The sequence below is a fragment of the Microbulbifer variabilis genome (assembly GCF_052467165.1).
Map to the genome: position 1 here is coordinate 3,686,094 of NZ_CP174301.1, position 20,736 is coordinate 3,706,829.

The window sequence follows — 20,736 nt, forward strand, 5'->3', positions numbered from 1 at the left end:
GAGTAGTCTGAAAAGGTACACTCTTTGATCAATCCACTCAATGCACGCACGCTTCCTGTCGCCAATGGCTAATCTTGGACCAAATGGTTTGAATGGCAAGCAGGCGAATAAGCATCCACTCTGGGCAAATTTCCAGCAAGAACCTTCACCCAAAATCTCAAACATTCCCTCAACGTAACGTGTGCAGCTCTTCGTAATTTACCAGTTACAATTTCCGCTCCAACCTAAATTCACGGTATATGACCCAACGATTCGATCATTTATTGAGCGTACTAATAAACCTTATAAATTGAACAAATCTTATGCAACGATAGAGGCGCTCCTGATTGAGGTAGTGCTCTCAGAGGGTGTCGCTCAACGATGCAATCGATTGCATTCTAAAGAAAGCAATAAGTCTACTCAATCTTTTGCATACGTTAGTACCCATATGCCAAAACTACAGTGATAAGATTTTACTTCAGGGCTGACTTGACCAACGCCATACCTTGCAAAGGTATAGGCTCCCATACTCACGCAATAAACAAAGGTTCTCACACTGTGATCCGCACTTAGGCGTATGCTTGCCTAGCATGTGAAAATGACATCTCTTAATTAAGCCCGTGCCCGATTGGAGTGACTTTTCATAAAAGCCAAACCAGCTCAATTTGCTTCACAGCAACGCTCTGTTGGTGATAACAAGATTCACGCCTTAAAAAGGCTTTTAGTAAAACAATCCAAGTAAGGTTGCCTTGTGGTTAACGGTCACTGAACAACCTAAATTTAGGCTAACACTTCGTCCACCCAATCAATCAACCAGCCGACCGAGATCATCGCCGATGAGCTTTTAATAGATACTGCAAGGTCACTATACGTTACCAAAATAATACACACCCAGCTTAAAGCATCGTAAACCAGCTATTAAGCAGGCTAAGTTTGTTAGTAGATTAGTCGTATTTAACTGCCCGCAGCTACCACCAGCAAGATCTATAAAGTTACAAGCCTAATGGCTCAATGAATAATCTAGTTGAAAAACTACGCATTTTCGATATCTGTCCCTTTCTCTCAGTGTGTGGTAAAAGACTACGTATTTCGGGGCAAGCTCAAATCAATGGGTATACACTAACATCAAAAATTATCCGCTTGTTAGACAGTTGTTTCTTTTCAGTTTGGGATAATATCAATTATTCTACATAGCATCGATTATCGTTCGATAACTGGTGGCAGCTTGCCACACAAAAAAGTAAACTTTGTAAACTACAGACAATTTGTTGTGGTAAGCCTTGAAACTCTAACCAATAAGCATCAATCCATTCTACGGAAGTTAGTCTTAGTAGATTGAGTCAAGCTTTCTAGACCAGTCGTTTTAATGAAATAACCTGCTTAGCAGACTAGAGTGTTCCCATGTTTATCGTAATCTACTGGGAACCAAGCTCAGCTATGATTTTTATAAGAAATACAGGCTTGGAAAAATATCAAAATTCATAAAAAACTTGAGGCGGTTATTCTCACTAAAAGTCAACTCAAGAATCCATAGAAATAAAAATTAACTTCTCAATAATTGCTCTTATTTTATACATATCCTCATGAATAAATCATTCAACATGATACTCATAAGGTAATATGCATTCTCAACCACACAAGAGCTCGGATCATAATGATATTTAGCTAGACGTTATGCAAGGCGAAGAGAGCCAGTTTTTCTTAAGATTAGTTTACTGAAGTATCTAATTATGTAAGATCAAGCATCAAGGACTTCGTTTTTAAGTTATCTTAATCTTCAAGAGCGACAATCCTGCCTATATTTTCTATAGAATCATCAGTTATAAATCTCTTACCATGACGATTCTTGGGGAGAACTAGCCGAGGAATATTTATTGCAATATATGAATAGGTTACTTAGAGAGTAATGATTTTAAAACCAATTATTATCTAGATAATTTATAAATATATTCATACAGCTTATTTTTTCATGCATTCATAATTTAAAATTCTAGTCCACAAATACACTTCATTCACATATATTTGCTTTTTCTGGGATACCATATTCCTTCAACAACTTAGCATATTCACCTTTGGCACAGAGTCGGTCTAACCCCTTATTGAAATCATCTCTAGGTTTTTCATTCTTAAATGCCATCTTGAACTTAGTAACAGGCAAAAAAATCTTGTGGATATCCACTTCATCCATTGAGTGTCCCTCCACAATAGTGAAATTCATAAAAATACTTTTATCAACTATTATGATAGAATCTGGATTTCTCCAGAAGTCTAAGACTTGATCCTCTGAGTTATCAGCCTCAACATAGTTTTTCCTGCCTGGCGCTCCAGGCGAGAACAGGCGCTTAAAATCTGGTCCGAGAGTAAGATGGGCTCCCTGCCAAACAATGAGATCATGCCCAACAAGATCATTCACACTATCTATCTTATAACCTTTATTTTTGTGACTAATCGCATAATTCACAAAACCGATATAGTATTTTGAGTAGTAGTACTTCTCTGGGCCACTATGTTCGATCGCATTTGCTTCTGCGTTTGCAATTCCCCTCCCAATTGCTTTTGGAATATCACCCCAGCTCATCTGTAAAAATGTTATTGAATATCCTGGAAGTGACTTTAGTATTACATCTACCTCGAGTCCGCGTTCCGCATTATTCCCCACATATGGTGGCGCATCCTCCTCAATCGCTACTTTAAGCTCTGACGCGGAAGTGAACAGTGCATAACCAAATAGAAAGGAAATCAAAACTAGCTGTTTTAATCCATTGTTTTGCATAACAATACTCAGAATGACACCGAAATTAGAATAAGTTAGATAGTAGATTAGGCTATGAAATAATACCTTATATGGTAATGGACACGGACTAGCGCCAAAATTCGCCCATGAGTCGAATGTGATGTCAGTGGCGCGTATAGATTGGTGGACCTCTATAGATAATTAACCTGCGTGGAATACAAAATTAAATATTAATCCCTTTTGGCATGAAAATCTTTCCAGCATCTTTGGTATTATTTACTCCTTCAAATAAATAAGCAGCAGTTAAAAGCTTTAGGAGGGCTGCCTACTTCTTCCATCCTTCACGGATATTTGAAATTTCCCGTAGTAAGAGGCATTAAATTGAACCATCTTTAATGCAATCTTTTCCTTATCAAAGTTCCTGTTACTTTTATTCAATAGGAGCTATATACCTAAACTGAAGTAAATCACCGCTCATTTTGCACATTCTCCCCAACTTGACATTCGTAGCCGCTTCATTCCACATCACCAAAAGGTTTATATTAGTCACCGGAATTTAGAATATTTTCCTAGATAAAACTCCTAAATAGAGTTGGATACTGCCCATCATACATTATTTAATGCGCATTATCTGAAACCAAGCTGGCCAATGTAAAAAATACTGAAAAAATCTATTCGGCCATATCAAAGTCCTGTAATTGACAGAAAACCAAGCTAAAGAGGTGCCATCACATTTTAAAATAAAAAATTGATTGATAAATTATAAAAATAAACATAGGAACTATTCTAAAAATTGAAAGTGGATCCGCTTTCCTGATCGGTTTTAATTGGTGACAATTAAATTTCTTTATTTTGAAGAAACCGTTTTACACACTTTAAAATTATACTGTACTGTTGTCTGGCGTCTACAAATCGATTCTATTAAACATCAAATTGATGGGGTAGCAAGCAGAAGGGCGACGCTAAATATCAAGGGAATTGATTACAATCTATGACTTCAATATATTAATATTTATTTTTCAATAAAAAACCGACTCTTAAGCCGGTATCGTAAATTTACATAAACCATCAAAATGATCCAAAATTGCCTGGGATTACTCATTTCATTATCAACGATGCCCCTCTTCTATTAATGATGGCTTGCTATGGCTGTAAATTAGTATAAAGAAATTTGGTTCAAAAATTAGCGTTCTCCAGCATCTACAAGTGCCTGATAAATACGATCAGGATAATCACCAATAATGCCGTCTACACCCAGTGAAATACTGCGCTCTATATGGTCTTCATCATTCACAGTCCACAAATCAACAAGTACCCCTTTTTTCTGGAAAAAACGCACATAGGGCTTAGTTGTAATGCTATATGGAAGCTGAGCAACATCAAACTTAGGCTTGAAAGCCCAACCGAACCCTGTGCTCCAGGCAAGACTTGCCTCAATAAGTTCACCTATGGTTGCACTGGTTCTAACCTCACCCCCGCTGATATCACGAAAATGATTCATTGCTTTGCTATGTTGGCTCGCAACGGTAACCTGCCCCTGCATCCGATAATCTGAAATAATCTGCCAAAGTACCTCTGAGAGCACTTTATCATTAGGTTTAATCTCTACATTGAATAAACCATCAGGATAACGCTCGAATAGTTCATTCAGTGTTAACAAAGTAAGCCCCTGATTTCGAAAGGGATAACTGTTACCATTATCACGAGTGAATTCATATCCTGCATCTAGGGATTTAATTTCACCTAAGGTCAAATCTTCAATTTTATCAGACACCCCTACATTGTCTTTGAGATCTGCATCATGATTAATAATGATGTAACGATCTTTTGATAAATGAACATCCAGCTCCAGGATATCTGCACCCTGTTCCATGGCCATATCAAATGCTAGGGAAGTACTTTGAGGGTACTCACCAGACGCCCCCCTGTGAGCAAGAATCTCTATAGCTAAGGCCTGATTACAGAAACCGACTCCTAAAGCAAGACAGGCAATGGCTTTTAAAATTTTTTTCATTTAGAGAATTTCCTTTATTATTAAATTGGTAAACCACTACATGAAATACAAATATACTACCAATCAAACCTGCTAGTTTATTGAATCTATGCTTTAGGTGCTTAATATTGCTCTATAACAAGAATCTAATAAACATATTTCCAATCTGGTTCAAATAATACTTGAACTAAAAAATTAGTGTGATGACAAAATACTTCTATTACGCTCTAGAAGATTTACTAAAAATTAGTAGAATATTCTTAACTAACCTTAAACGCTAAACATTTATTCTTGTCATAAAAATTTAATTTAGATTGTAAAGGTTTAATCGACAATTCACCTTAAATCTATATACTTAGTTTACGCAACAGTGATTCAGCCGAATAATCGGTACTAGCGCACATATTTTTCAATAGATTGTTTTCAGCTCAATTAATTATCCTTTGCATTTGGGTTCGTTATAATCAAATTTAAGTTATTTTACTATTGGTCTTGCCCACTAAAAGTAGACACTCTAACTATGTATAGTTACGCTCATACTCTGCTGGACTTACATAGCCCAATGCAGAGTGCTTACGAACCCTATTGTAGAAAATCTCAATGTACTCAAACACCTCAGATTTTGCTTGCTCTTCGCTTTCGAATGTTCCGGCATAGACCAGCTCGACTTTTAGCCTGCAAAAGAATGATTCCATTGCCGCATTATCCCAACAGTTAGCCTGGCGACTCATACTCGGCTTGCACTTGCTTTCGGACAAGAGATCCTGGTATTTCTGCGATCGATATTGCACACCCCTGTCAGAGTGAACTATTAGTCCAGGCTTTATTTGTCGTCGCTCTAGAGCCATTTTCAATGCTCGACGTGTCAATTCATCGGCCATCTGGGAATCGAATGCCCAACCTACAATACGTCGAGAGTACAGATCCATAACTACCGCGAGGTACAACCACCGCTCCAGAACCCAGATATACGTAATGTCACTTGTCCAGCGGCAATTTGGTCGATCCACATCAAAGCAACGCTTAAGTAAGTTGGCGGAGACATTAATGCTCCCCTCTACGGGCTGACTATATCGAAAGCCTTTGCCGTTTCTCGCTTTAATATGCTCCTGATGCATAAGCTTAGTGACGTAGTTCCGTGAACATGGCTCACCTAACTCTCGAAGCTCGCAAGCGATTATAGGCGCTCCATAACGACCTTTAAACGCAGTAAACGTCTCTCGGATTTTATCGATTGTTCGTATCTTTCTAATCGTGTGAGGAGGTGGCAACCGCCCTCGCCATCGATAATAACCCGATCTTGAGACTTCTAAACACCGACACATCAAGCTAACCGGGAATGACCCTACATGCTCTTGTATCAGTGCGTACTTTACTCTCGGTGGTTCGCAAAGTACGCAGCTGCCTTTTTTAGAAATTCAACCTCCTGACGTGCTTCATGCAGTTCCTTCTTGAGCTTGCGAACTTCAGCGCTTTCCTGTTTGGAATAGTTGACGCCGCCTAAACTATTGAACTGCTTATCAGACAGTCGATTAAATTGACGACGCCAGTTGTAGATCTGCTGTGCGCTGACGCCTAGCTCTCGTGCCACGGAGGCCGTTGTTGCTCCAGGCTTTTCCGCTCTCTTAACTGCTTCTCTACGGAACTCCTCCGTATACGCCTGAGTTCTTTTCTTACCCATGACACACCTCCGTGTTAGGACTAAACCTAACTATACAGGGTGTCTACTAAACGTGGGTAAGTCTTCATGCTAACGCACCTGAACTTGAAAACATCAATATTATGAACAGCAATCCTTTATTCATTGTTTCTACCTTCGCATAACGCCGCATTCAGCCGCAGCTAAAATTGTGGGACTTTTGTGGTATAAGCGCAGCGGTCAAAAAAGGTACACAGCTTTGGATGTGGTACTGCAACGCCTTGTTATGAATTACTATTGACCAACTCCTGTAATTTCAGCCAATTTCTCTTCAGTACATGTTTCATTAACTGTTCCTGACCCTGTACTAGGGGTATACCATAAAGTTACTGGTTTTGACTGTACATGCGCTGACAGTATATTCGAAAGCATGGCTTTTCCAGCTTCCGTATCAGATTTAAACCTAAAATCTTCTGCATACCAATCGCACGTATCCTCAGGAGGGTTAGCTACCTTCAAGTAGGTAAAACCATTATTTTTTGTATGAACCCTCTGTATATCGATACCTTCAATATAGGCAGAATATACATTACCAGAAAAAAGAAAAATAATTGGTAATAAAAATAATTTATTCATAATCGTCAACTTTTCCAAACCTATAAATTCATAACGCCGCCATAACCGGCGGGAACGGAGTTTATTAAAGTACGCTATTTAAGCACACTGTAAACGACGCAGTGGACGTCGGGCTGATGGCTTTGTTGGGGCTCCCACCTGGCAGGCTCCTGAAAGCTTGCTTGAATAGCCTTAAAACTATCGCTAGCGTCGTTATCCCATGGCCATATGCCATCTACAGTTGGATAGATTAGTTGAAGTGCGTTGTAGGAACTACCTTTATAGAGCCAATTACAAGACAGCATAAATTCTTCTCTATACTTTTTAGCGACAGCCTCAAAGGTGACTTCGAAGCCATCAAGGAATCCTTCGTAAAATTTACCCTCTTCGAACTTTTCACCAGCAGTAACCCTGCGGTTGTATTCATTTACTATCCAAGAGCTAAGCTCGCTCCTGAGCCCTAAGACAATAACCTCCGGAGCGTCAGTGCATTGGCTAATGCCAATGCTATAGGTGAAGCTAGGATCTTCTTCTTTAGGGTCAAAGACAGAGGTAACATGACATCCGTACTCTTCGATGTGTTTTACAATTTTTTCTTCTGCTTTATTCATGCGCTGTAAAGTGCCCTAACGCTTTTAACATGGGCGTAGCTTCAGCTACGTCCCATGCCTAAACTTGTTACATTTTTCTCATTTGGTATTTTAAAAGTAAACTTAATTTTTTTAATGGAGCCATTCTCGTTATCAATTTTTGAAGAATCAACGAGCAATGTTGGAATTGAATTCAGAGCCGCTTGATCAAGATACTCAAATTTCGAAGACTCGAAAATCTTACTTTTTGTAATTATTCCATTTTTATCAATTGTAAGTTCGACCCCGACGCTTCCTTCTTCTTTTAACATCATAGATGCCCAAGGATAAACAAGCTTGCCAGGTTCGGCCAAAAACGAAAATTTAACTTCAGTAATATAAGGATCCTTTGCATCGTGAAGCTTTCCTTGTTTATGGCAAATAGTTGAACCAAAAATGCAGGTGCATGTATATAAGTAATGCACAATAAAAGCAAAGACTATTGCAGCAACACCAAGAAAAGCGTGTTTTTTCTTGAATCCAGATCCCTTATTTGGTGTTATTTGACTTTCTGTCCATTTATCCATGATTTCTACTACTTTGAGATGTAACGTCCCGCACAGGGGCAGACAAATAAGCGCAGCGTTTTGGCTATCCCTGAGACCGAAGGGAGCGATTGCTGCGTCTTGTTATAAATCATTTGTAGAAACTGTAGTACCACAATGTATGCAACCTACCCTACCTGAAAACCAGTGGAGCACAACGGACGACCAGCTTTTGTGTATAGAGGCAGGATGAACCCCATGCTTACCCTGAAAGGTTAAACACTTGTTACAATTCGGGCAACGTACCCAAAACACCAATACAAAGTGAATGATTGCAAACGAGAAGAAACCGCCAAAGATCGTATAGTAGACGGGCATCTCATAAGTAACGTCGAAGTAGCCAAGAACAAAGGATGCAATCATACCTCCAAGAAATAACCAAGCTATATATGTAGCTATCGCATTCAGCTTTCCGAGCACAAAACTCTCCAAGATTTATAACGCCAATGTAAGCGGCGAGCGACGCAGAAGCGAGTCCAGCGGAATGCCGAAGGCATGTAGCGGTGTTTGACATTTTTGTTAAATGTTTTTGTCATGCACTTTAAAGTTAGCATTAGCAACCGCCACCATCTCCGCCTCCACAGCCCCCATCACCACCTCCAAAACCACCTCCAAAACCACCTCCAAAACCACCACCGCTATCTCCACCGTGACCACCACGACCACTATCCGGACCTAAAAGAAAAACAAATTTTATTAGCAGTAGAATTAGAAATACGCCTACTAAAATTGGCGAGATCGCACTTTGAAATGCATTTTCTGATTGAAGGTCTGTGTAGTGCCATGAAGCAACCAAACCTAAAATAAATACTATCCATGAAAACATCGTTTTAATCCTGAATGAAATTTAACGCTGGCCGCACAGGCGAGCCACGTAGTGGCGAGTCCAGCCGCCAGAGGCGGCGATGTGCCGGCCCCTGTTATGTGTTTGGTAGTAAGTAGACATATAAAGGGGTTGTTAACCAGAAACCACCAAGCATACCATTTTTACTTAGCCTACCGAAAAGCCCGCCTCGCGAACCTAAGTAAGCTACTATAACCAGCAGCAAAGCTGCCACGAACAGAACCCAAAACTTGCTAATAAATAGTACCGGCCACAGGACACACATGGTGCCTAGTGTCGCTTGCAGTACCCATTTGAGAGATTGAAGCTTATCTTTTTTCTCTCTGGTCGTAAGCCAAACCATAAGAATGTATGAACTCACGCATAAAATCGTTAGCAGCAGTAGCTTCATCGTGGATTACACATAACAGTTTATTAAAGAGCCAGTGGCTCACTATCCATTTGGCCACTAGTTCTGGGAGGGAGCTTCCAAGCTCCACAGAAGAGCCTTTATTTGCAGTAGGTTTTAGACTTTTGTTCAAATAGTAGCCAGATATAGTGAGCCATCAGCTCAAGTCGCCTAGTTCGACCTTCCTCTCTTGAACACATTTTACCCATAATCAAATCAATAAGTTAGGGGGAACTTTCTATAGATGTAAGCCATGGCTCTATAATTCGGGCTTTCGCACCGGCAATACGCCCACTTCAATACTGAAAACCACAGCCAGTATCACCCACTCGGTATCGCCATAGCCGCAATAGAACTATGCACAGCCAGGCGGTTGGCCACCTCGACAATACAACTCGCTACTAAATCAGCAGCATGATCGGCGACGTTTACCGGCTGGCCGCATCAGACTGCAGAGTTTTGGTGGCTACATAAACGCTGGACATCAGATCTCCAGCGCCATCAGTCTGTACATTGTTCTGATCATCAATAACGGCAATGGAGCATTTTAGCACCGCAACAGCCTGAGCTTCATTATTAGTGGACTCTATGGTCTGGGTTACCGTTGCGCGCACAATAGTGCCAGCGCTGCGGCCGTCGTCCATGGTGTAGACAGCGGCAGCAGACAGTATCTGCCCGGCACCGGCAGTAAACATTTTCAGTTTGCTTTCGTTGAAAGCCTGCTCAAGCTTTTGCCGCTGTTTTGCGTGCTTAGCTTCCAGTAGGGTAAGTTTTCGCTCATAGTCATCATGAGCTATCAGCTTGGTGGCGAATGCCTGTTGTAGCAGGGCTATTTCATCATCCTGCTGCACCTGCAGTTGTTCCATCTCAGTGAGCCAGGAAAGCTGCAGGGTTTCCAGGCGGGCCACAATACTCTAGCGTTCCGCTTCGGTGAGTCCATCTGCGCCGGCTTGACTACCATCAACTTCACCATTCTCCGAGCGCGCCTGTTCTTCAGCCTGGGCCATTTGGTAGCGTGCCTTCTCGCGCTCGACATACTCAGCCCGCAACGCCTCAGTAGATTCGAAACCTCGCTTACTAAGTTCCTGTTCAGAAATTTGTAACGCCGCAATTTGTTGCAATCGCAGCTCATAGTCGAGTTTAATCTTGCCGCTCTAGTCGACCAGAAATTGATCCAGCTGATTCAACTGCAGAGAGCCCGCATCCTGTAGACGCTTAAACTCTGCCGCGGCCTAATCCCGCTCTGCTTGCTCGCTGGTTGCCGCTGATGCTTCTGCCGCTTTTTTCTGCTCGTCTCGCCGCGCCATTGCCGCTTTTAGATCAGCGTCTTTAATTTCCTGTAGTTGTATACGGTATTTTTCTACCCAATATCTTTGTTTTTCCATTTTTGCCGCTTCACATTGAGCCGTCGCTTTCTCCAATTCCTTTTGATGCCACAAATACTTCTCCGGCAGCTCGAAATATTTATCCGCATTCTTCTCGGCTTCCGTTGGCATCAACACAGTACGCCACCAGCTCACTACATCGGCGATAAAACCAACATTCTTGGAGGCCTCCTCGGTCCTGCCCATTGCCTACAGAAACTCTTGCCAGTTCTGGCTTAGAGTTTCGACCTGGCCGGCGAGTCCGCCCGCCTCATCAGAGCCAGCCCCGCCTACCTGTTGTGCCAGCTTGGCCAGGATGAAGCGCTGCGCTTCGGCCACTTGGCCGCTCGCCTGCATGGTCCTGATCTGTCCTTTTTCTGTCTCGGCAAACGAGACACCAGATCGTTTCAGTGCTGTCAGGCCGCTTGCTGGGTCTTCCAGCGCCTTACCAAGTTGCAGCGCTGTACTCTTAGCATCGCCACCCATTACTGCTGCCAGGTCTTGCGATAGCACAATGGCTTGGTCGAACACGTCGGTTTGCACTGACTTAAAGGTAAGCAACACACCCTGCGCATCGGAGATACCGGAAACGCTCGCCAGGGTATTGCGAGCCACCGAGCGCGTGCTCACCTAACTCCTGTGTAGTGCATCCACTGGCGTTGCCTGTGGCCCTTAACAGCGCCTCAATTAGTCATAAAAAAACCCGCGAGAGCGGGTTTGGTGTTTTAAATACGACAGGGCAGTAATGTAATAATTATCTTTTAAAAAAAATTTTAAATTCATATCCACAATACCCCGCGCATCAATCTAAGCAAATAATGCTTTCAAAGGGCTAGCCAGCATAAGCAGCATGACTAACTAGGCTACCGAGTCTAGTAATTAACAAGAACAACCCTGTCTATTTCAGGAGCACAGCCAGAGATTTGTTTGATAATGAGCTTGACCCTCTTCCCGGAGGCAAATGACGTGAGAAGTGTTGAAGATGTAACCTCATAATTTGGATGGGTTAAAGGTAAATAAAATCTGCGCCCATCATTACATATAGAATAATCCGAAGAGACTTTCGCCAAAACCACATTTACGCCGCCACGATCTGGATAAAACTCTTGAATATTATCAGGTGCAAGCCATTTAGTAGTCTCTGCACTTACAGAAATTGAAATACTACCCAAAAGAAAAAATGTAGAAAAAGTTTTCATATAACCTCAGCTAACCATATACTGTTAGCAATTAAAAAATATATTACATATACCGATATTATTAAGACTCTAACCACACATTAACAATCTCACATTCTGCCGTCCCATGACCTGTGACATCTGGCAAATCAGTTTTCGTATTGTAATAAAAACCAACCTTCAGTGATGCAGCTTTAGCAGTGAGAAGTAACGATAACAATGAGCTATCATCACTTGAAAAGCGTATTCTCGCAGAATTACTACCCATGAAACATTCATCATTTTCAAGCTTGTTTTTAAACTGGACAAAACTAGCTTTATTCATTTTATTACTACTGACCAGAACCCAATCTACACTGTTGTGACGCGAAATCCCTGCCAGCGCTACAGTCGGCATAAGAAATATAGTAAGCAATAAAAATTTTATACCCGTTGAGAACCCTTTTTCATTAACATTTAATTTCACGTTTATCATAGCCTCTAATTGTCCATCTATTTTTTTGGCGCAATGCTACCACAGCCAGAATTACAGGACTAAAAATAATTCAGTTATTAAATTCAAACACTTCATCCTGGAGCACCAAAGCGTATCGGATTATCATACAAGCCCGCTTAAACAGCAATCATGCTTCCTCTGTTTAGTCCGAAAGGAAGCGGTCACTAACACGTCTTCGGTACGGATAGTATTGAGCACACGGACCTTACCGCTAACACTCATACACAACATCCGGGCGGCATACTCTGCGATTTCCTATGTCGTAATCATCACGCAGAGCCTGTTGGCCGCTATCGTCCTCTTTCCAGATCAAGGTAATAGAGACCTCGCCAGCATCATGTAAGCCGGAAGAGTCGTAGTCCATTTAATCGCTGATGCCATCAATCGGCGTCATCTCAACAGAACCGCGCAACTCTTCACCGGGGTCGATATCCAACATGCCAGCCACTGGCTAATAAGAGCTGCCATCATCGCTGCGGGAAAATTTTGTTTTGTAACATTCTGGGTTTGACTGAGTAGGAATAAGTCACAGGTTTTGCCCAGGGTCGCGTCATCTTGGAGGACACTCACAATATCTGCAGCCGCTTGATCCAGTGCGGCATACATACCGCCATCGCTCTTTACTACCACGGCAATAGTCAGATCCAGCTACCTACTGGTGCGCCATGCATTTCGTATTCAGTGTTTTCGATTATAAAGCCCACCACAATGGATGGCAGTTTTAATGAATCAATTTCTTCTGTGGTGCCAGAGGGTGGGAGTGTGTAGCCGCATAGAGTTTACTGCTTGTTTAAAACCATATTGCGGATGTGTAATGCGTAGGGTAATTGGAATTGCTCCGGGAATTTTGGGCATAAAAAACCCGCTATTGCGGGTTTCAGTATTTATGGCAGAAAACAGCTTTCTTATATTATTTTCAGCAACCAGCTGAAATTCAAAAATATTACATATCTAGAATAGATTACTTAAGATTTACAATTTACGCTCATTCATTTCAGTATAGCTTCTAACTACCATAACCAATTAATACTATTAGTACCACCGCCTTGATTCAATCCTTTAGTAGCACAACTATTACAAATGTTATTGATAGCTTTACCATAGCTCGCAGAACTTTTAAACCAAACCCCTGCCCCTTTATTTTTTAGCGAAAAAATATTTCCAGATATAATGCCCTTATCCGAATGAACAACAACACTATTAAAACCAAAAGATCCTGAAGTGTTAATAAATGTATTATTAGAAATATTATAATGATCTGAGCCACTAAATAGCTGCACACCAAATACAGACTGACTAGATGTATGGTGCCCATACATCAAATTATCTTTAATACTTACTTGAGCAACTTTATCAAGCCAAACACAACCAATTTTACAATTAAGATGAGAGTTTGATAAGTTTAACTGTGGCTCAACAGCGGAGTTTGCAAATTTTAGACCATAATTAACAAATACAAGATTGCTTTCTGAGATATAAAGCCCCTCATGATTCGTCACATCTATCGCAATATTGGTATAGTAAATCTCAGCCTCTTCGATTGTAACCTGGACAGAGTGACCACTCCCCCTCATCCATATCCCCCTACTACTCAATGGGGTATTTGTACTATTCTTTACTTGACCAGAAAAATAATATCCATCTATGTGGACTCCTAGAGCAGTGTCAATTATTAAGCCAGTATTCCAGCCACTATTAGTTGCTCCTGTGTAACCTGACAACTCTACATCACGAACTATAACTTTGGGCCTAGTTCTTGGCTGAATATGATCATTAACAATGCTATTTTTCCCATTATACTGATAAGCACTACCAGAATTTGATGACTTAGTAAATAAAGTAAGCCCTTGAATTACAGCGACTTTGTGCTTCCCAGAAGGTGGCTCAACATAAATACCATTGGAACCAGATGCCCATACAAGCTTAGAAACTCCAATTCCATCCCCTTTTATAGAAAGGGTATCACCTTTAAAATTCAATCTGGCAGATAGATTAAACTCGCCCGCAGGGACGTAAACAATAGAATCAGAATTCTCAATCGCTCTATGAAAGGCAGCAGTATCATCAATACCATCATTCGGAATGGCACCATAGTCTATAACATTATTTGAAGCTACTGCTTTGACACCAAAAAAAATCAAAAATATAGCTAAAAAACACCTAAATTCCATCTCTTATCTCCATACATTTATATCGCTCGAGATATTATCAGACCAAAAGTATCGCCGCCATGTGAATCACTTATAAAACTAAAAGAATTTAATAAAACTAATGGCACGAACGTTTCGCTTTTAGCTTAAAACAATTAAGTGGTTAACAAATCCTCGAGCTTCAGGAGCCAAAACTTACTCCTCATTTGATAAACCTAGGGTACAAAAAAACATGAAAAAGAGTTTAGATATAAATAGATTCAGCTGTCGATTGTTACCGCCATGAATGTCGTGACCAGCTTTTTCGGTAGTAAAGCCCAGCCCAATAGCCGATAGCCTTTTTTGAATCTATATCTTCTGTGGTCCCAAGGGGTGGGAATGTTTAGCCGGATAGGGTTTGTAGCTTGCTTTGTACGGCATCGCGTATTGTTATGCGTTGGGTCATTAGGGATCGCTCCATGAATTTCGGACATAAAAAAACCCGCTAGTGCGGGTTCAGATATCGATAGCACAGCAGTGCCTTGCGACCGAAATACCTTTTCTGTGATGACTAGACAAATTTAAAGGGAGATCCTATTTTAGAGCCCATTTAGATATAACTATCTTCACAAAAAACCAGCTACATTCACCCTAAAAATATTTTTTTCATGTCTTATTGCTTCATATGTAAAATTGGGCTTCTCCCAATATTCATAAAGAGGAATTCCACTTCTATCGTAGATCATTTTTTTTAACATTCTATGTCTTATTGAAAGAGCTCCAACATTATGAATCCAAACACCATTTTCAAAAACAGTAAAAACTTTCTTTCTATCACCAGGAGGTCCATATATGCATTCTCCCAATACAAACTTACACTCACCCAACCCACTAACTTTAAATATGTTTGGGCTCTGTTTTTTGTCAAGAAAATGCCTTACACCATTGATATAGGCATACTTTGAATCACTACCTGAGTAATCAAACCTCTCCTGATCTCCAACTCTCCCCGTATATACAAAGCTCCCTCTAGTAAAGCTGGGCTTCTTTTTGACACTACTAACTTTGAAAGTCCACCCTATCTCTTTCTGAATATTTTCAATATCACTAGAATTTACTGGCGTAAGTATTTTATCTTGATTTTCCAGTAAAATTCTTTCTGCGACAGCCGTATTGGCCGGCACTTCAAAATCAATTGAAATCGGCGCAAACACTTCACAAGATTCTAACTTATCGAAATAATCCATTAGAGCAGGAAGTGCCTGATCCATATATTTCTCCTCGTCTACCAATCCAAATTCGGGTTTTGGTAATTTACCTGAAGAGTCTTTAGCCCATTCAACACAAGAGCAAAATTCATTCTCACCATGATTTTTGCAGTCATTCGCATAAGAAAAGAGATTCTTTATAGGAAACTTGTTATATGAAGTATCTTTTTTTGCAAGATAAGTATTAACAATTTCTTTTTGATTGTAAGTCGCACACGAAGTTACAAGCAAGCAAGACAGAATCATTATGATTCCATATTTAAGTTTACTCATATTCAACCTTTAGCGTACCTGTAGGGTGAACAGTTAAAGGTAAACTAAGTTCAATAACTTGTGCAGGTTTACCAAGTGGTAGATAACCGTCAATACTTCCCATTTTCTGGCCTTCATATTTAGAGGAAGCAATAATAATAAACTTGTGAAGACCCATTTCCTTAAATTCACCTGCAACCGTCATAGACTGCAAACCTGACCGATGCAACTCAACTTGTTTGCCAGAAGGGCTAACTAAGTATACTTCTGATAGCACTGCCCATTTCCTCAAACCTAAGCAATCACACATGGCGTGAAGCACTAAAGAGAATTCCGTCTCTTTAGCACCCTCAACTTCTACCACTTCAAAATAATCTGTATGTTCACCTCTTTTTAGCCGAGGTGATAGACCTTCGCTAATTTCTATTTGAAGCGAATCCCCTCTACTAAGCTTTAACATGGAAGGAACTTCTGAGGCAGCTGAGTCTAAACTTGTGTAGACTTCTGAAATAGCTAACTGTCTTTTTTCTTTGATTAGCCCACATCCTGATAGAAAGACTGCCAAAGTTACTACTGTTAGTTTCAAAATTTTTTTCATGTAATTCCTACTTTAATAAATTGACAACTTGACGCTCAATATAAAATCTAGAAAGAGAGCTACTCTAAACCAAAACTTCTCCCGCCCCTAATCGCGGAAAAACCAAGCAAGCTATTTAAATGACTTCACCTAATGCAATATTAAGAGTGTAAAATTATGGTAGCTTCTTTAAAACTCAACATTTTCGCTGACTTATATCTTTTAGGGAATATTTAAAAAAAAATTAAACTAACCAATTAGATCGATTGAAACCGCTGACAAACAATCAGTATCATCCGTATAACTATAAACATCAACTCGCTTGCCAGAAACTAAAGCTGTCGTTGCTAGCGTAAAAGTTCGTTGAAATACTCCTTCAGTCCCTGCATTAGCAAGCTGAAATTTTACCTTTCCTGAGCACTTATCTGTACCTGATGAATACCATACCCAAAAAGCATCTGCATTCTGTGAAGTTGCTGATACTTTTGTCACTGTAGCACCCGTGGTAATATATCCTGCACCAGCAAATGAATTCATCGAAATAAACATCAATATTAGAACCAAATACTTTTTCATTTATCCCTCTTCGCTAATATAAAATTTTACTGGAAGCTTGCTTTTGGTGACAATTATCCAAAGTTGTAACTGCTATCTCGGCAAATTTCCATTCGTTATTTTAAACAATTCTATAAATTTCAGCCACAGTAATCAGATATTCCCTGCTGATCTGCCAGCTTGGACTACCCATCCCTCTGTACCCGCCGCACAACCCCATCATCCTCCAACAGCTGACGCACTTTGAATTTCTGCCGATTAAGGTTAATCATAGCTTCGACACTATGAGCTCCTACCTCACTCACTAGAAAGCTGAACTCAATGCGTTGTACCCGCACCCGCTCTTTAGAAAATCCATCAAGGCCCTTCTCGCAAATCACTCGGCACTCTATAGACTCACCACCGCTACCGTCTGTATAGGTAGCGGGCTTATCCAATTTTCGAAACGCGCGCTCTGCGGCTCTTTGGTCCAGGTCCATAAATCACCTGGGCTTTCACCGTGCCTGGTACGCCGGTAAACTTCACTGCAACACTGGTAACACCATCCTCTGCGGCGAAGGCAGTGGGACCAGTGATATCGCCGCTTGCAGCTGTAGCTGTAGCTGTAGCTGTAGCTGTAGCATCATCAAAGGCTTTTGTGGAAACATCCCAAGTAAAGGTTTGCCCCTTGCCAATCACTGCCCCGGTTACCTTGGGCACCATGAATACGCCTTCAATGGCGACGACCCCGCTCGCTCCAGTCGCAATATTGTCATGGGCCACTCCCAGTACTGCACCGATGGCCACTACTTGGCCGTAAGCGATAGCTGCGCTGGTGTTATTGGTGCAATCCAGCATGCGCCCGTCTTGTACAAAATTAGTAGCCATTTCATTTCCCCGCTTGGGTTAGAGCTACTGCAATAAAAAAGGCCGCAATAAGCGGCCCTTTTCGGATTCTTTTAAGCTGAGTTGGGTATTAGGTTTTAGGGGTTTTCACTATACATTTTGCGTCCCTGGCTTTGGTGACGGCATCAAGGCGCACTTTGAGTTCCACCCCGTCGATATTCCAGTCGTTTTGCTGTTCCAGTACTGGGGCCTACTGGCCGTCCAAGTAGAGCACTTCGATAGTGTCGTGCGCTACCGGGTCAGCATTGACGTACCAGCTATTGTGCCCGCAGAGGCGACCATCGGAGATCATGCTGGCAATATTGCGCACGCTGTTGGGTACAGTGTTGGATTTCTCAGAAACACCTACTTCAAACTCTGACTCCGAGGCAACCTTTGTGGCACTTTCATCGGCAATATCACACAGCAGGAATTTGGGGTGGATATTCAAGATAGCTGTGCGCTCTTTTCCCCGGATACGAAAGGCCACATTATTTAGGGCTACAGAGCTGGCATAAGGGAGTTGACGCTGCAGATCAGCAGAAGCACGATCAAATGCTGAGGTATCCAGGCTAACACTGACTTTCATCAGAGTTTTCCCTACAGCCTTTCCTATATTTTTTATCTATTGTGATTGTAATACTAGTTAACGGCAAGGCTTGCTGCAGCTATCAGTACACCAGTAAAACCTAACCAGTTATCTGCAAGCCACCCGGCAAAAGTGCCTACACTAACAGCAGTGAGATAACTGGTTTTTTCTGTTATTTCTTTTACTGCGCCCTGGAAAGTCATGACTGCTTCCAGGTTTTGATAGCCTTCTCAGCGCTGCGCCCCACGACATAACCACCGAGGCCGATTTTTACTACCCCCAGGAGGGCGAGCGCTTGTTCCTTGCCGAGGTTTGGAGCTGTCCACCCCAGCCAATGAGCCACGATCTATCCTACGAACGTCAGCATTGTTAGCGGTCGCCAGTTTCTCTGTATCCATGAGTCACCTATAGCTTCCGTAGTAATCACCTGGGTAGCCCGCTTGAGCTCCTCCAGGTCCATTGTAATGAGCTTAGCATCCACCTTAGCCTTGAGACGGTTAGCCTCAGTCTTGTCAGGGAATGCCTTATCTATAACCTTACTAATCAACTCTTATATAGCTGTAATCATGGTTATTCCGAAATATAGTGAGTGACACTTAATTCAAATCTTGGTAGCAAAACGGCTCGTAATTCCTTCATAGCTTTGCGCGACTGGGTTACCCACCAGGCACCCGGAGCAAGAGGCATACCAATTCCAATACCTCCTTGAGCATCAGAGGCGTAGTTGGCGGCGTGAATCAGGATTGTCGAGCGATCTGGAACTTTCTTTAGTTCCCACACGTTAGGATACTTGGCAGAACTATAGGGCTCACATAGGTATAGGCCCTCAGGGATACAGCTCTCAAACGGTCGATTACCCAATCATGGACGCTCTACCTTATAGAAGGTTCGGCCATACAAACTCAATCACCCCAAAGTAGCACTCGACCCATAGGCAAATCTTGTCAGGCTAAAATCCATGAGGTAGAAATTTCCTATTTAGTTTTTTGGTTGAAAGTAGTCAAAAAATAAGTAAGCTACTCTTCTTTATAATAAGACAGATAAGAAACATGAATCTTAAAAAAACTCTGGGGGCATTACTTTTAGCTTCAGCCGCACCTTTTGTTTCGGCGGACTCAACTAATGTTCGCGGTAAAATTATATTTACTGAAGGACACCATTCACCAAACTGTCGGACGGTACAGCTAGAAAGTAAATCAACTGGAGAGCTCTTGGCATTTAGAATTCAAGATGACGAAGGTTCTGATGATATTCAATCTATAGTTTTAGCAGCCCTTATGGGCAATAGAGAAGTAATGATCACTTATGATCCTGAGATTACATCGGGTTGCGGAACAAACCCTCGTATTCTTTATGTTAGGATTTATTAATTTTCATAAGGCCGCATACTCACTATAAATAAACTCTACCATGGAATAACTAATTACTATCCGTATATAGAAGTAAATCAAACCATAAGAATATCAAACTCATCTATAGATCAAATTTATTACTTTTAGATGAGAATATTTTATAAATAAACGTAAAAAATCTTACCATGAAAAAATTAATATTACCGATTGCCATTGCCTTATCTTACTCATCAATCACCAGTGCAGCTGGCATCGCATCTTCATTTGATATTGAGTATGTACGTATCGACGAGTCAGGAAAAGGGCATGTCAAATTCAAGTCTGACCTAAACTATGAACCCGCCGATTGTACTGCCTCCAACTATAAAGATATGCTTGCTTTCGACACGAATGAAAATGGCGGCGCGGCTATATATTCAATGCTTCTGGCAGCTCAAGCTCAAGGCAAAAAAATACATGCTGTTGGGACTAGCTCATGCAAAACATACTCCCAAATCGAAAACTGGAGTTGGGGTTACATTGTTAATTAAAACTTCTATGTAATCAGGGTGTAAAAAACCGGCTCAATAGCCGGTTTAATTATTCAAAGCAGAAAAACTGCATGCTGAGGAGTTTATACTTCCTCAGGAAAAAGGTGTCAACAAGCGGCTTTAAGCCGCCCTTTGTACTCCTGCACAAACTCAGACACAGGCCCTCAAGCTTTTGCGAGCAAAGGGTCCGAACTCTGCTGCAAGCGATTCCAAATT

Annotated in this window: 29 protein-coding genes; 2 read left to right on the forward strand and 27 right to left on the reverse strand. The window is 41.3% G+C overall.

The genetic code is table 11. The features are described from left to right. Positions 1 to 1,987: 1,987 nt before the first annotated feature. The 27 genes from ACJJIP_RS16280 to ACJJIP_RS16410 form a co-directional block, all read right to left on the reverse strand. Complete coding sequence (locus ACJJIP_RS16280) at positions 1,988 to 2,752, reverse strand: substrate-binding periplasmic protein (RefSeq protein ID WP_020412097.1); 765 nt, start codon at positions 2,750 to 2,752, stop codon at positions 1,988 to 1,990. Between the two features lie 1,144 nt (positions 2,753 to 3,896). After that, positions 3,897 to 4,727 carry a glycerophosphodiester phosphodiesterase family protein gene (locus ACJJIP_RS16285; RefSeq protein ID WP_444945595.1) on the reverse strand — a complete coding sequence of 277 codons (831 nt, stop codon included), beginning with the start codon at positions 4,725 to 4,727 and terminating at the stop codon, positions 3,897 to 3,899. Positions 4,728 to 5,224: 497 nt separating this feature from the next. Next, the gene (locus ACJJIP_RS16290) at positions 5,225 to 6,124 is read right to left on the reverse strand and encodes an IS3 family transposase (RefSeq protein WP_444946933.1); all 900 of its coding nucleotides are present in this window, start codon (positions 6,122 to 6,124) and stop codon (positions 5,225 to 5,227) included. Continuing rightward, positions 6,079 to 6,387, reverse strand: a complete 309-nt coding sequence (locus ACJJIP_RS16295; RefSeq protein ID WP_282951339.1) for a transposase — start codon at positions 6,385 to 6,387, stop codon at positions 6,079 to 6,081. The genes ACJJIP_RS16290 and ACJJIP_RS16295 overlap by 46 nt, the downstream gene beginning before the upstream one ends. 252 nt (positions 6,388 to 6,639) lie before the next feature. After that, positions 6,640 to 6,981, reverse strand: a complete 342-nt coding sequence (locus tag ACJJIP_RS16300; RefSeq protein ID WP_444945596.1) for a hypothetical protein — start codon at positions 6,979 to 6,981, stop codon at positions 6,640 to 6,642. 74 nt (positions 6,982 to 7,055) lie between these two features. Beyond that, on the reverse strand, positions 7,056 to 7,571 hold the full coding sequence (locus ACJJIP_RS16305; protein WP_444945597.1) for a DUF4262 domain-containing protein: 516 nt from the start codon (positions 7,569 to 7,571) through the stop codon (positions 7,056 to 7,058). Positions 7,572 to 7,612: 41 nt separating this feature from the next. Then, positions 7,613 to 8,116: a TonB family protein gene (locus ACJJIP_RS16310; RefSeq protein WP_444945598.1), complete on the reverse strand. Its 504-nt coding sequence runs from the start codon at positions 8,114 to 8,116 to the stop codon at positions 7,613 to 7,615. Between the two features lie 571 nt (positions 8,117 to 8,687). After that, the gene (locus ACJJIP_RS16315) at positions 8,688 to 8,960 is read right to left on the reverse strand and encodes a hypothetical protein (protein ID WP_444945599.1); all 273 of its coding nucleotides are present in this window, start codon (positions 8,958 to 8,960) and stop codon (positions 8,688 to 8,690) included. 834 nt (positions 8,961 to 9,794) lie between these two features. Beyond that, a complete protein-coding gene (locus ACJJIP_RS16320) occupies positions 9,795 to 10,274 on the reverse strand; it encodes a hypothetical protein (RefSeq protein WP_444945600.1) in 480 nt (159 codons plus the stop codon). Positions 10,275 to 10,280: 6 nt separating this feature from the next. Further along, positions 10,281 to 10,487, reverse strand: coding sequence for a hypothetical protein (locus ACJJIP_RS16325; RefSeq protein WP_444945601.1), 207 nt, complete (start codon positions 10,485 to 10,487; stop codon positions 10,281 to 10,283). Positions 10,488 to 10,598: 111 nt separating this feature from the next. Next, positions 10,599 to 10,937: a hypothetical protein gene (locus tag ACJJIP_RS16330; RefSeq protein ID WP_444945602.1), complete on the reverse strand. Its 339-nt coding sequence runs from the start codon at positions 10,935 to 10,937 to the stop codon at positions 10,599 to 10,601. Between the two features lie 3 nt (positions 10,938 to 10,940). Further along, positions 10,941 to 11,360: a hypothetical protein gene (locus ACJJIP_RS16335; protein ID WP_444945603.1), complete on the reverse strand. Its 420-nt coding sequence runs from the start codon at positions 11,358 to 11,360 to the stop codon at positions 10,941 to 10,943. A gap of 242 nt (positions 11,361 to 11,602) precedes the next feature. Beyond that, positions 11,603 to 11,929, reverse strand: coding sequence for a hypothetical protein (locus ACJJIP_RS16340; RefSeq protein WP_282951524.1), 327 nt, complete (start codon positions 11,927 to 11,929; stop codon positions 11,603 to 11,605). Between the two features lie 61 nt (positions 11,930 to 11,990). After that, positions 11,991 to 12,374, reverse strand: a complete 384-nt coding sequence (locus tag ACJJIP_RS16345) for a hypothetical protein (protein ID WP_282951525.1) — start codon at positions 12,372 to 12,374, stop codon at positions 11,991 to 11,993. 241 nt (positions 12,375 to 12,615) lie between these two features. Continuing rightward, positions 12,616 to 12,768: a phage tail protein gene (locus ACJJIP_RS16350; protein ID WP_282951526.1), complete on the reverse strand. Its 153-nt coding sequence runs from the start codon at positions 12,766 to 12,768 to the stop codon at positions 12,616 to 12,618. A 26-nt stretch (positions 12,769 to 12,794) separates the two neighbouring features. Next, on the reverse strand, positions 12,795 to 13,034 hold the full coding sequence (locus ACJJIP_RS16355) for a hypothetical protein (protein ID WP_444945604.1): 240 nt from the start codon (positions 13,032 to 13,034) through the stop codon (positions 12,795 to 12,797). A 380-nt stretch (positions 13,035 to 13,414) separates the two neighbouring features. After that, positions 13,415 to 14,575, reverse strand: a complete 1,161-nt coding sequence (locus tag ACJJIP_RS16360) for a glycosyl hydrolase family 28-related protein (RefSeq protein WP_444945605.1) — start codon at positions 14,573 to 14,575, stop codon at positions 13,415 to 13,417. Positions 14,576 to 15,159: 584 nt separating this feature from the next. Next, a complete protein-coding gene (locus ACJJIP_RS16365) occupies positions 15,160 to 16,074 on the reverse strand; it encodes a hypothetical protein (protein WP_444945606.1) in 915 nt (304 codons plus the stop codon). Next, positions 16,067 to 16,651 (reverse strand): hypothetical protein, encoded by a 585-nt coding sequence (locus ACJJIP_RS16370; protein ID WP_444945607.1) that lies wholly within the window; start codon positions 16,649 to 16,651, stop codon positions 16,067 to 16,069. The genes ACJJIP_RS16365 and ACJJIP_RS16370 overlap by 8 nt, the downstream gene beginning before the upstream one ends. A 228-nt stretch (positions 16,652 to 16,879) precedes the next feature. Further along, entirely contained in the window at positions 16,880 to 17,206 is a 327-nt protein-coding gene (locus ACJJIP_RS16375; protein WP_020411156.1) for a DUF5992 family protein, read from the reverse strand. Positions 17,207 to 17,370: 164 nt separating this feature from the next. After that, on the reverse strand, positions 17,371 to 17,622 hold the full coding sequence (locus ACJJIP_RS16380; protein ID WP_020411157.1) for a hypothetical protein: 252 nt from the start codon (positions 17,620 to 17,622) through the stop codon (positions 17,371 to 17,373). Further along, positions 17,615 to 18,052, reverse strand: coding sequence for a DUF2190 family protein (locus ACJJIP_RS16385; protein ID WP_444945608.1), 438 nt, complete (start codon positions 18,050 to 18,052; stop codon positions 17,615 to 17,617). Before ACJJIP_RS16385 ends, ACJJIP_RS16380 begins: the two co-directional genes overlap by 8 nt. Before the next feature lie 208 nt (positions 18,053 to 18,260). Beyond that, complete coding sequence (locus tag ACJJIP_RS16390; protein WP_020411159.1) at positions 18,261 to 18,638, reverse strand: hypothetical protein; 378 nt, start codon at positions 18,636 to 18,638, stop codon at positions 18,261 to 18,263. 53 nt (positions 18,639 to 18,691) lie between these two features. Then, positions 18,692 to 18,841 carry a hypothetical protein gene (locus ACJJIP_RS16395; RefSeq protein WP_020411160.1) on the reverse strand — a complete coding sequence of 50 codons (150 nt, stop codon included), beginning with the start codon at positions 18,839 to 18,841 and terminating at the stop codon, positions 18,692 to 18,694. After that, positions 18,838 to 18,981: a hypothetical protein gene (locus ACJJIP_RS16400; protein WP_444945609.1), complete on the reverse strand. Its 144-nt coding sequence runs from the start codon at positions 18,979 to 18,981 to the stop codon at positions 18,838 to 18,840. The genes ACJJIP_RS16395 and ACJJIP_RS16400 overlap by 4 nt, the downstream gene beginning before the upstream one ends. A 3-nt stretch (positions 18,982 to 18,984) precedes the next feature. Further along, on the reverse strand, positions 18,985 to 19,185 hold the full coding sequence (locus ACJJIP_RS16405; RefSeq protein WP_444945610.1) for a 3TM-type holin: 201 nt from the start codon (positions 19,183 to 19,185) through the stop codon (positions 18,985 to 18,987). 23 nt (positions 19,186 to 19,208) lie between these two features. Further along, complete coding sequence (locus ACJJIP_RS16410; RefSeq protein ID WP_245556636.1) at positions 19,209 to 19,499, reverse strand: DUF5675 family protein; 291 nt, start codon at positions 19,497 to 19,499, stop codon at positions 19,209 to 19,211. Positions 19,500 to 19,687: 188 nt separating this feature from the next. On the opposite strand from ACJJIP_RS16410, the gene ACJJIP_RS16415 reads away from it, so the two are divergent. Further along, on the forward strand, positions 19,688 to 20,008 hold the full coding sequence (locus tag ACJJIP_RS16415) for a hypothetical protein (RefSeq protein WP_020411164.1): 321 nt from the start codon (positions 19,688 to 19,690) through the stop codon (positions 20,006 to 20,008). A 167-nt stretch (positions 20,009 to 20,175) separates the two neighbouring features. Beyond that, a complete protein-coding gene (locus ACJJIP_RS16420; RefSeq protein ID WP_444902136.1) occupies positions 20,176 to 20,520 on the forward strand; it encodes a hypothetical protein in 345 nt (114 codons plus the stop codon). Positions 20,521 to 20,736 lie beyond the last annotated feature (216 nt).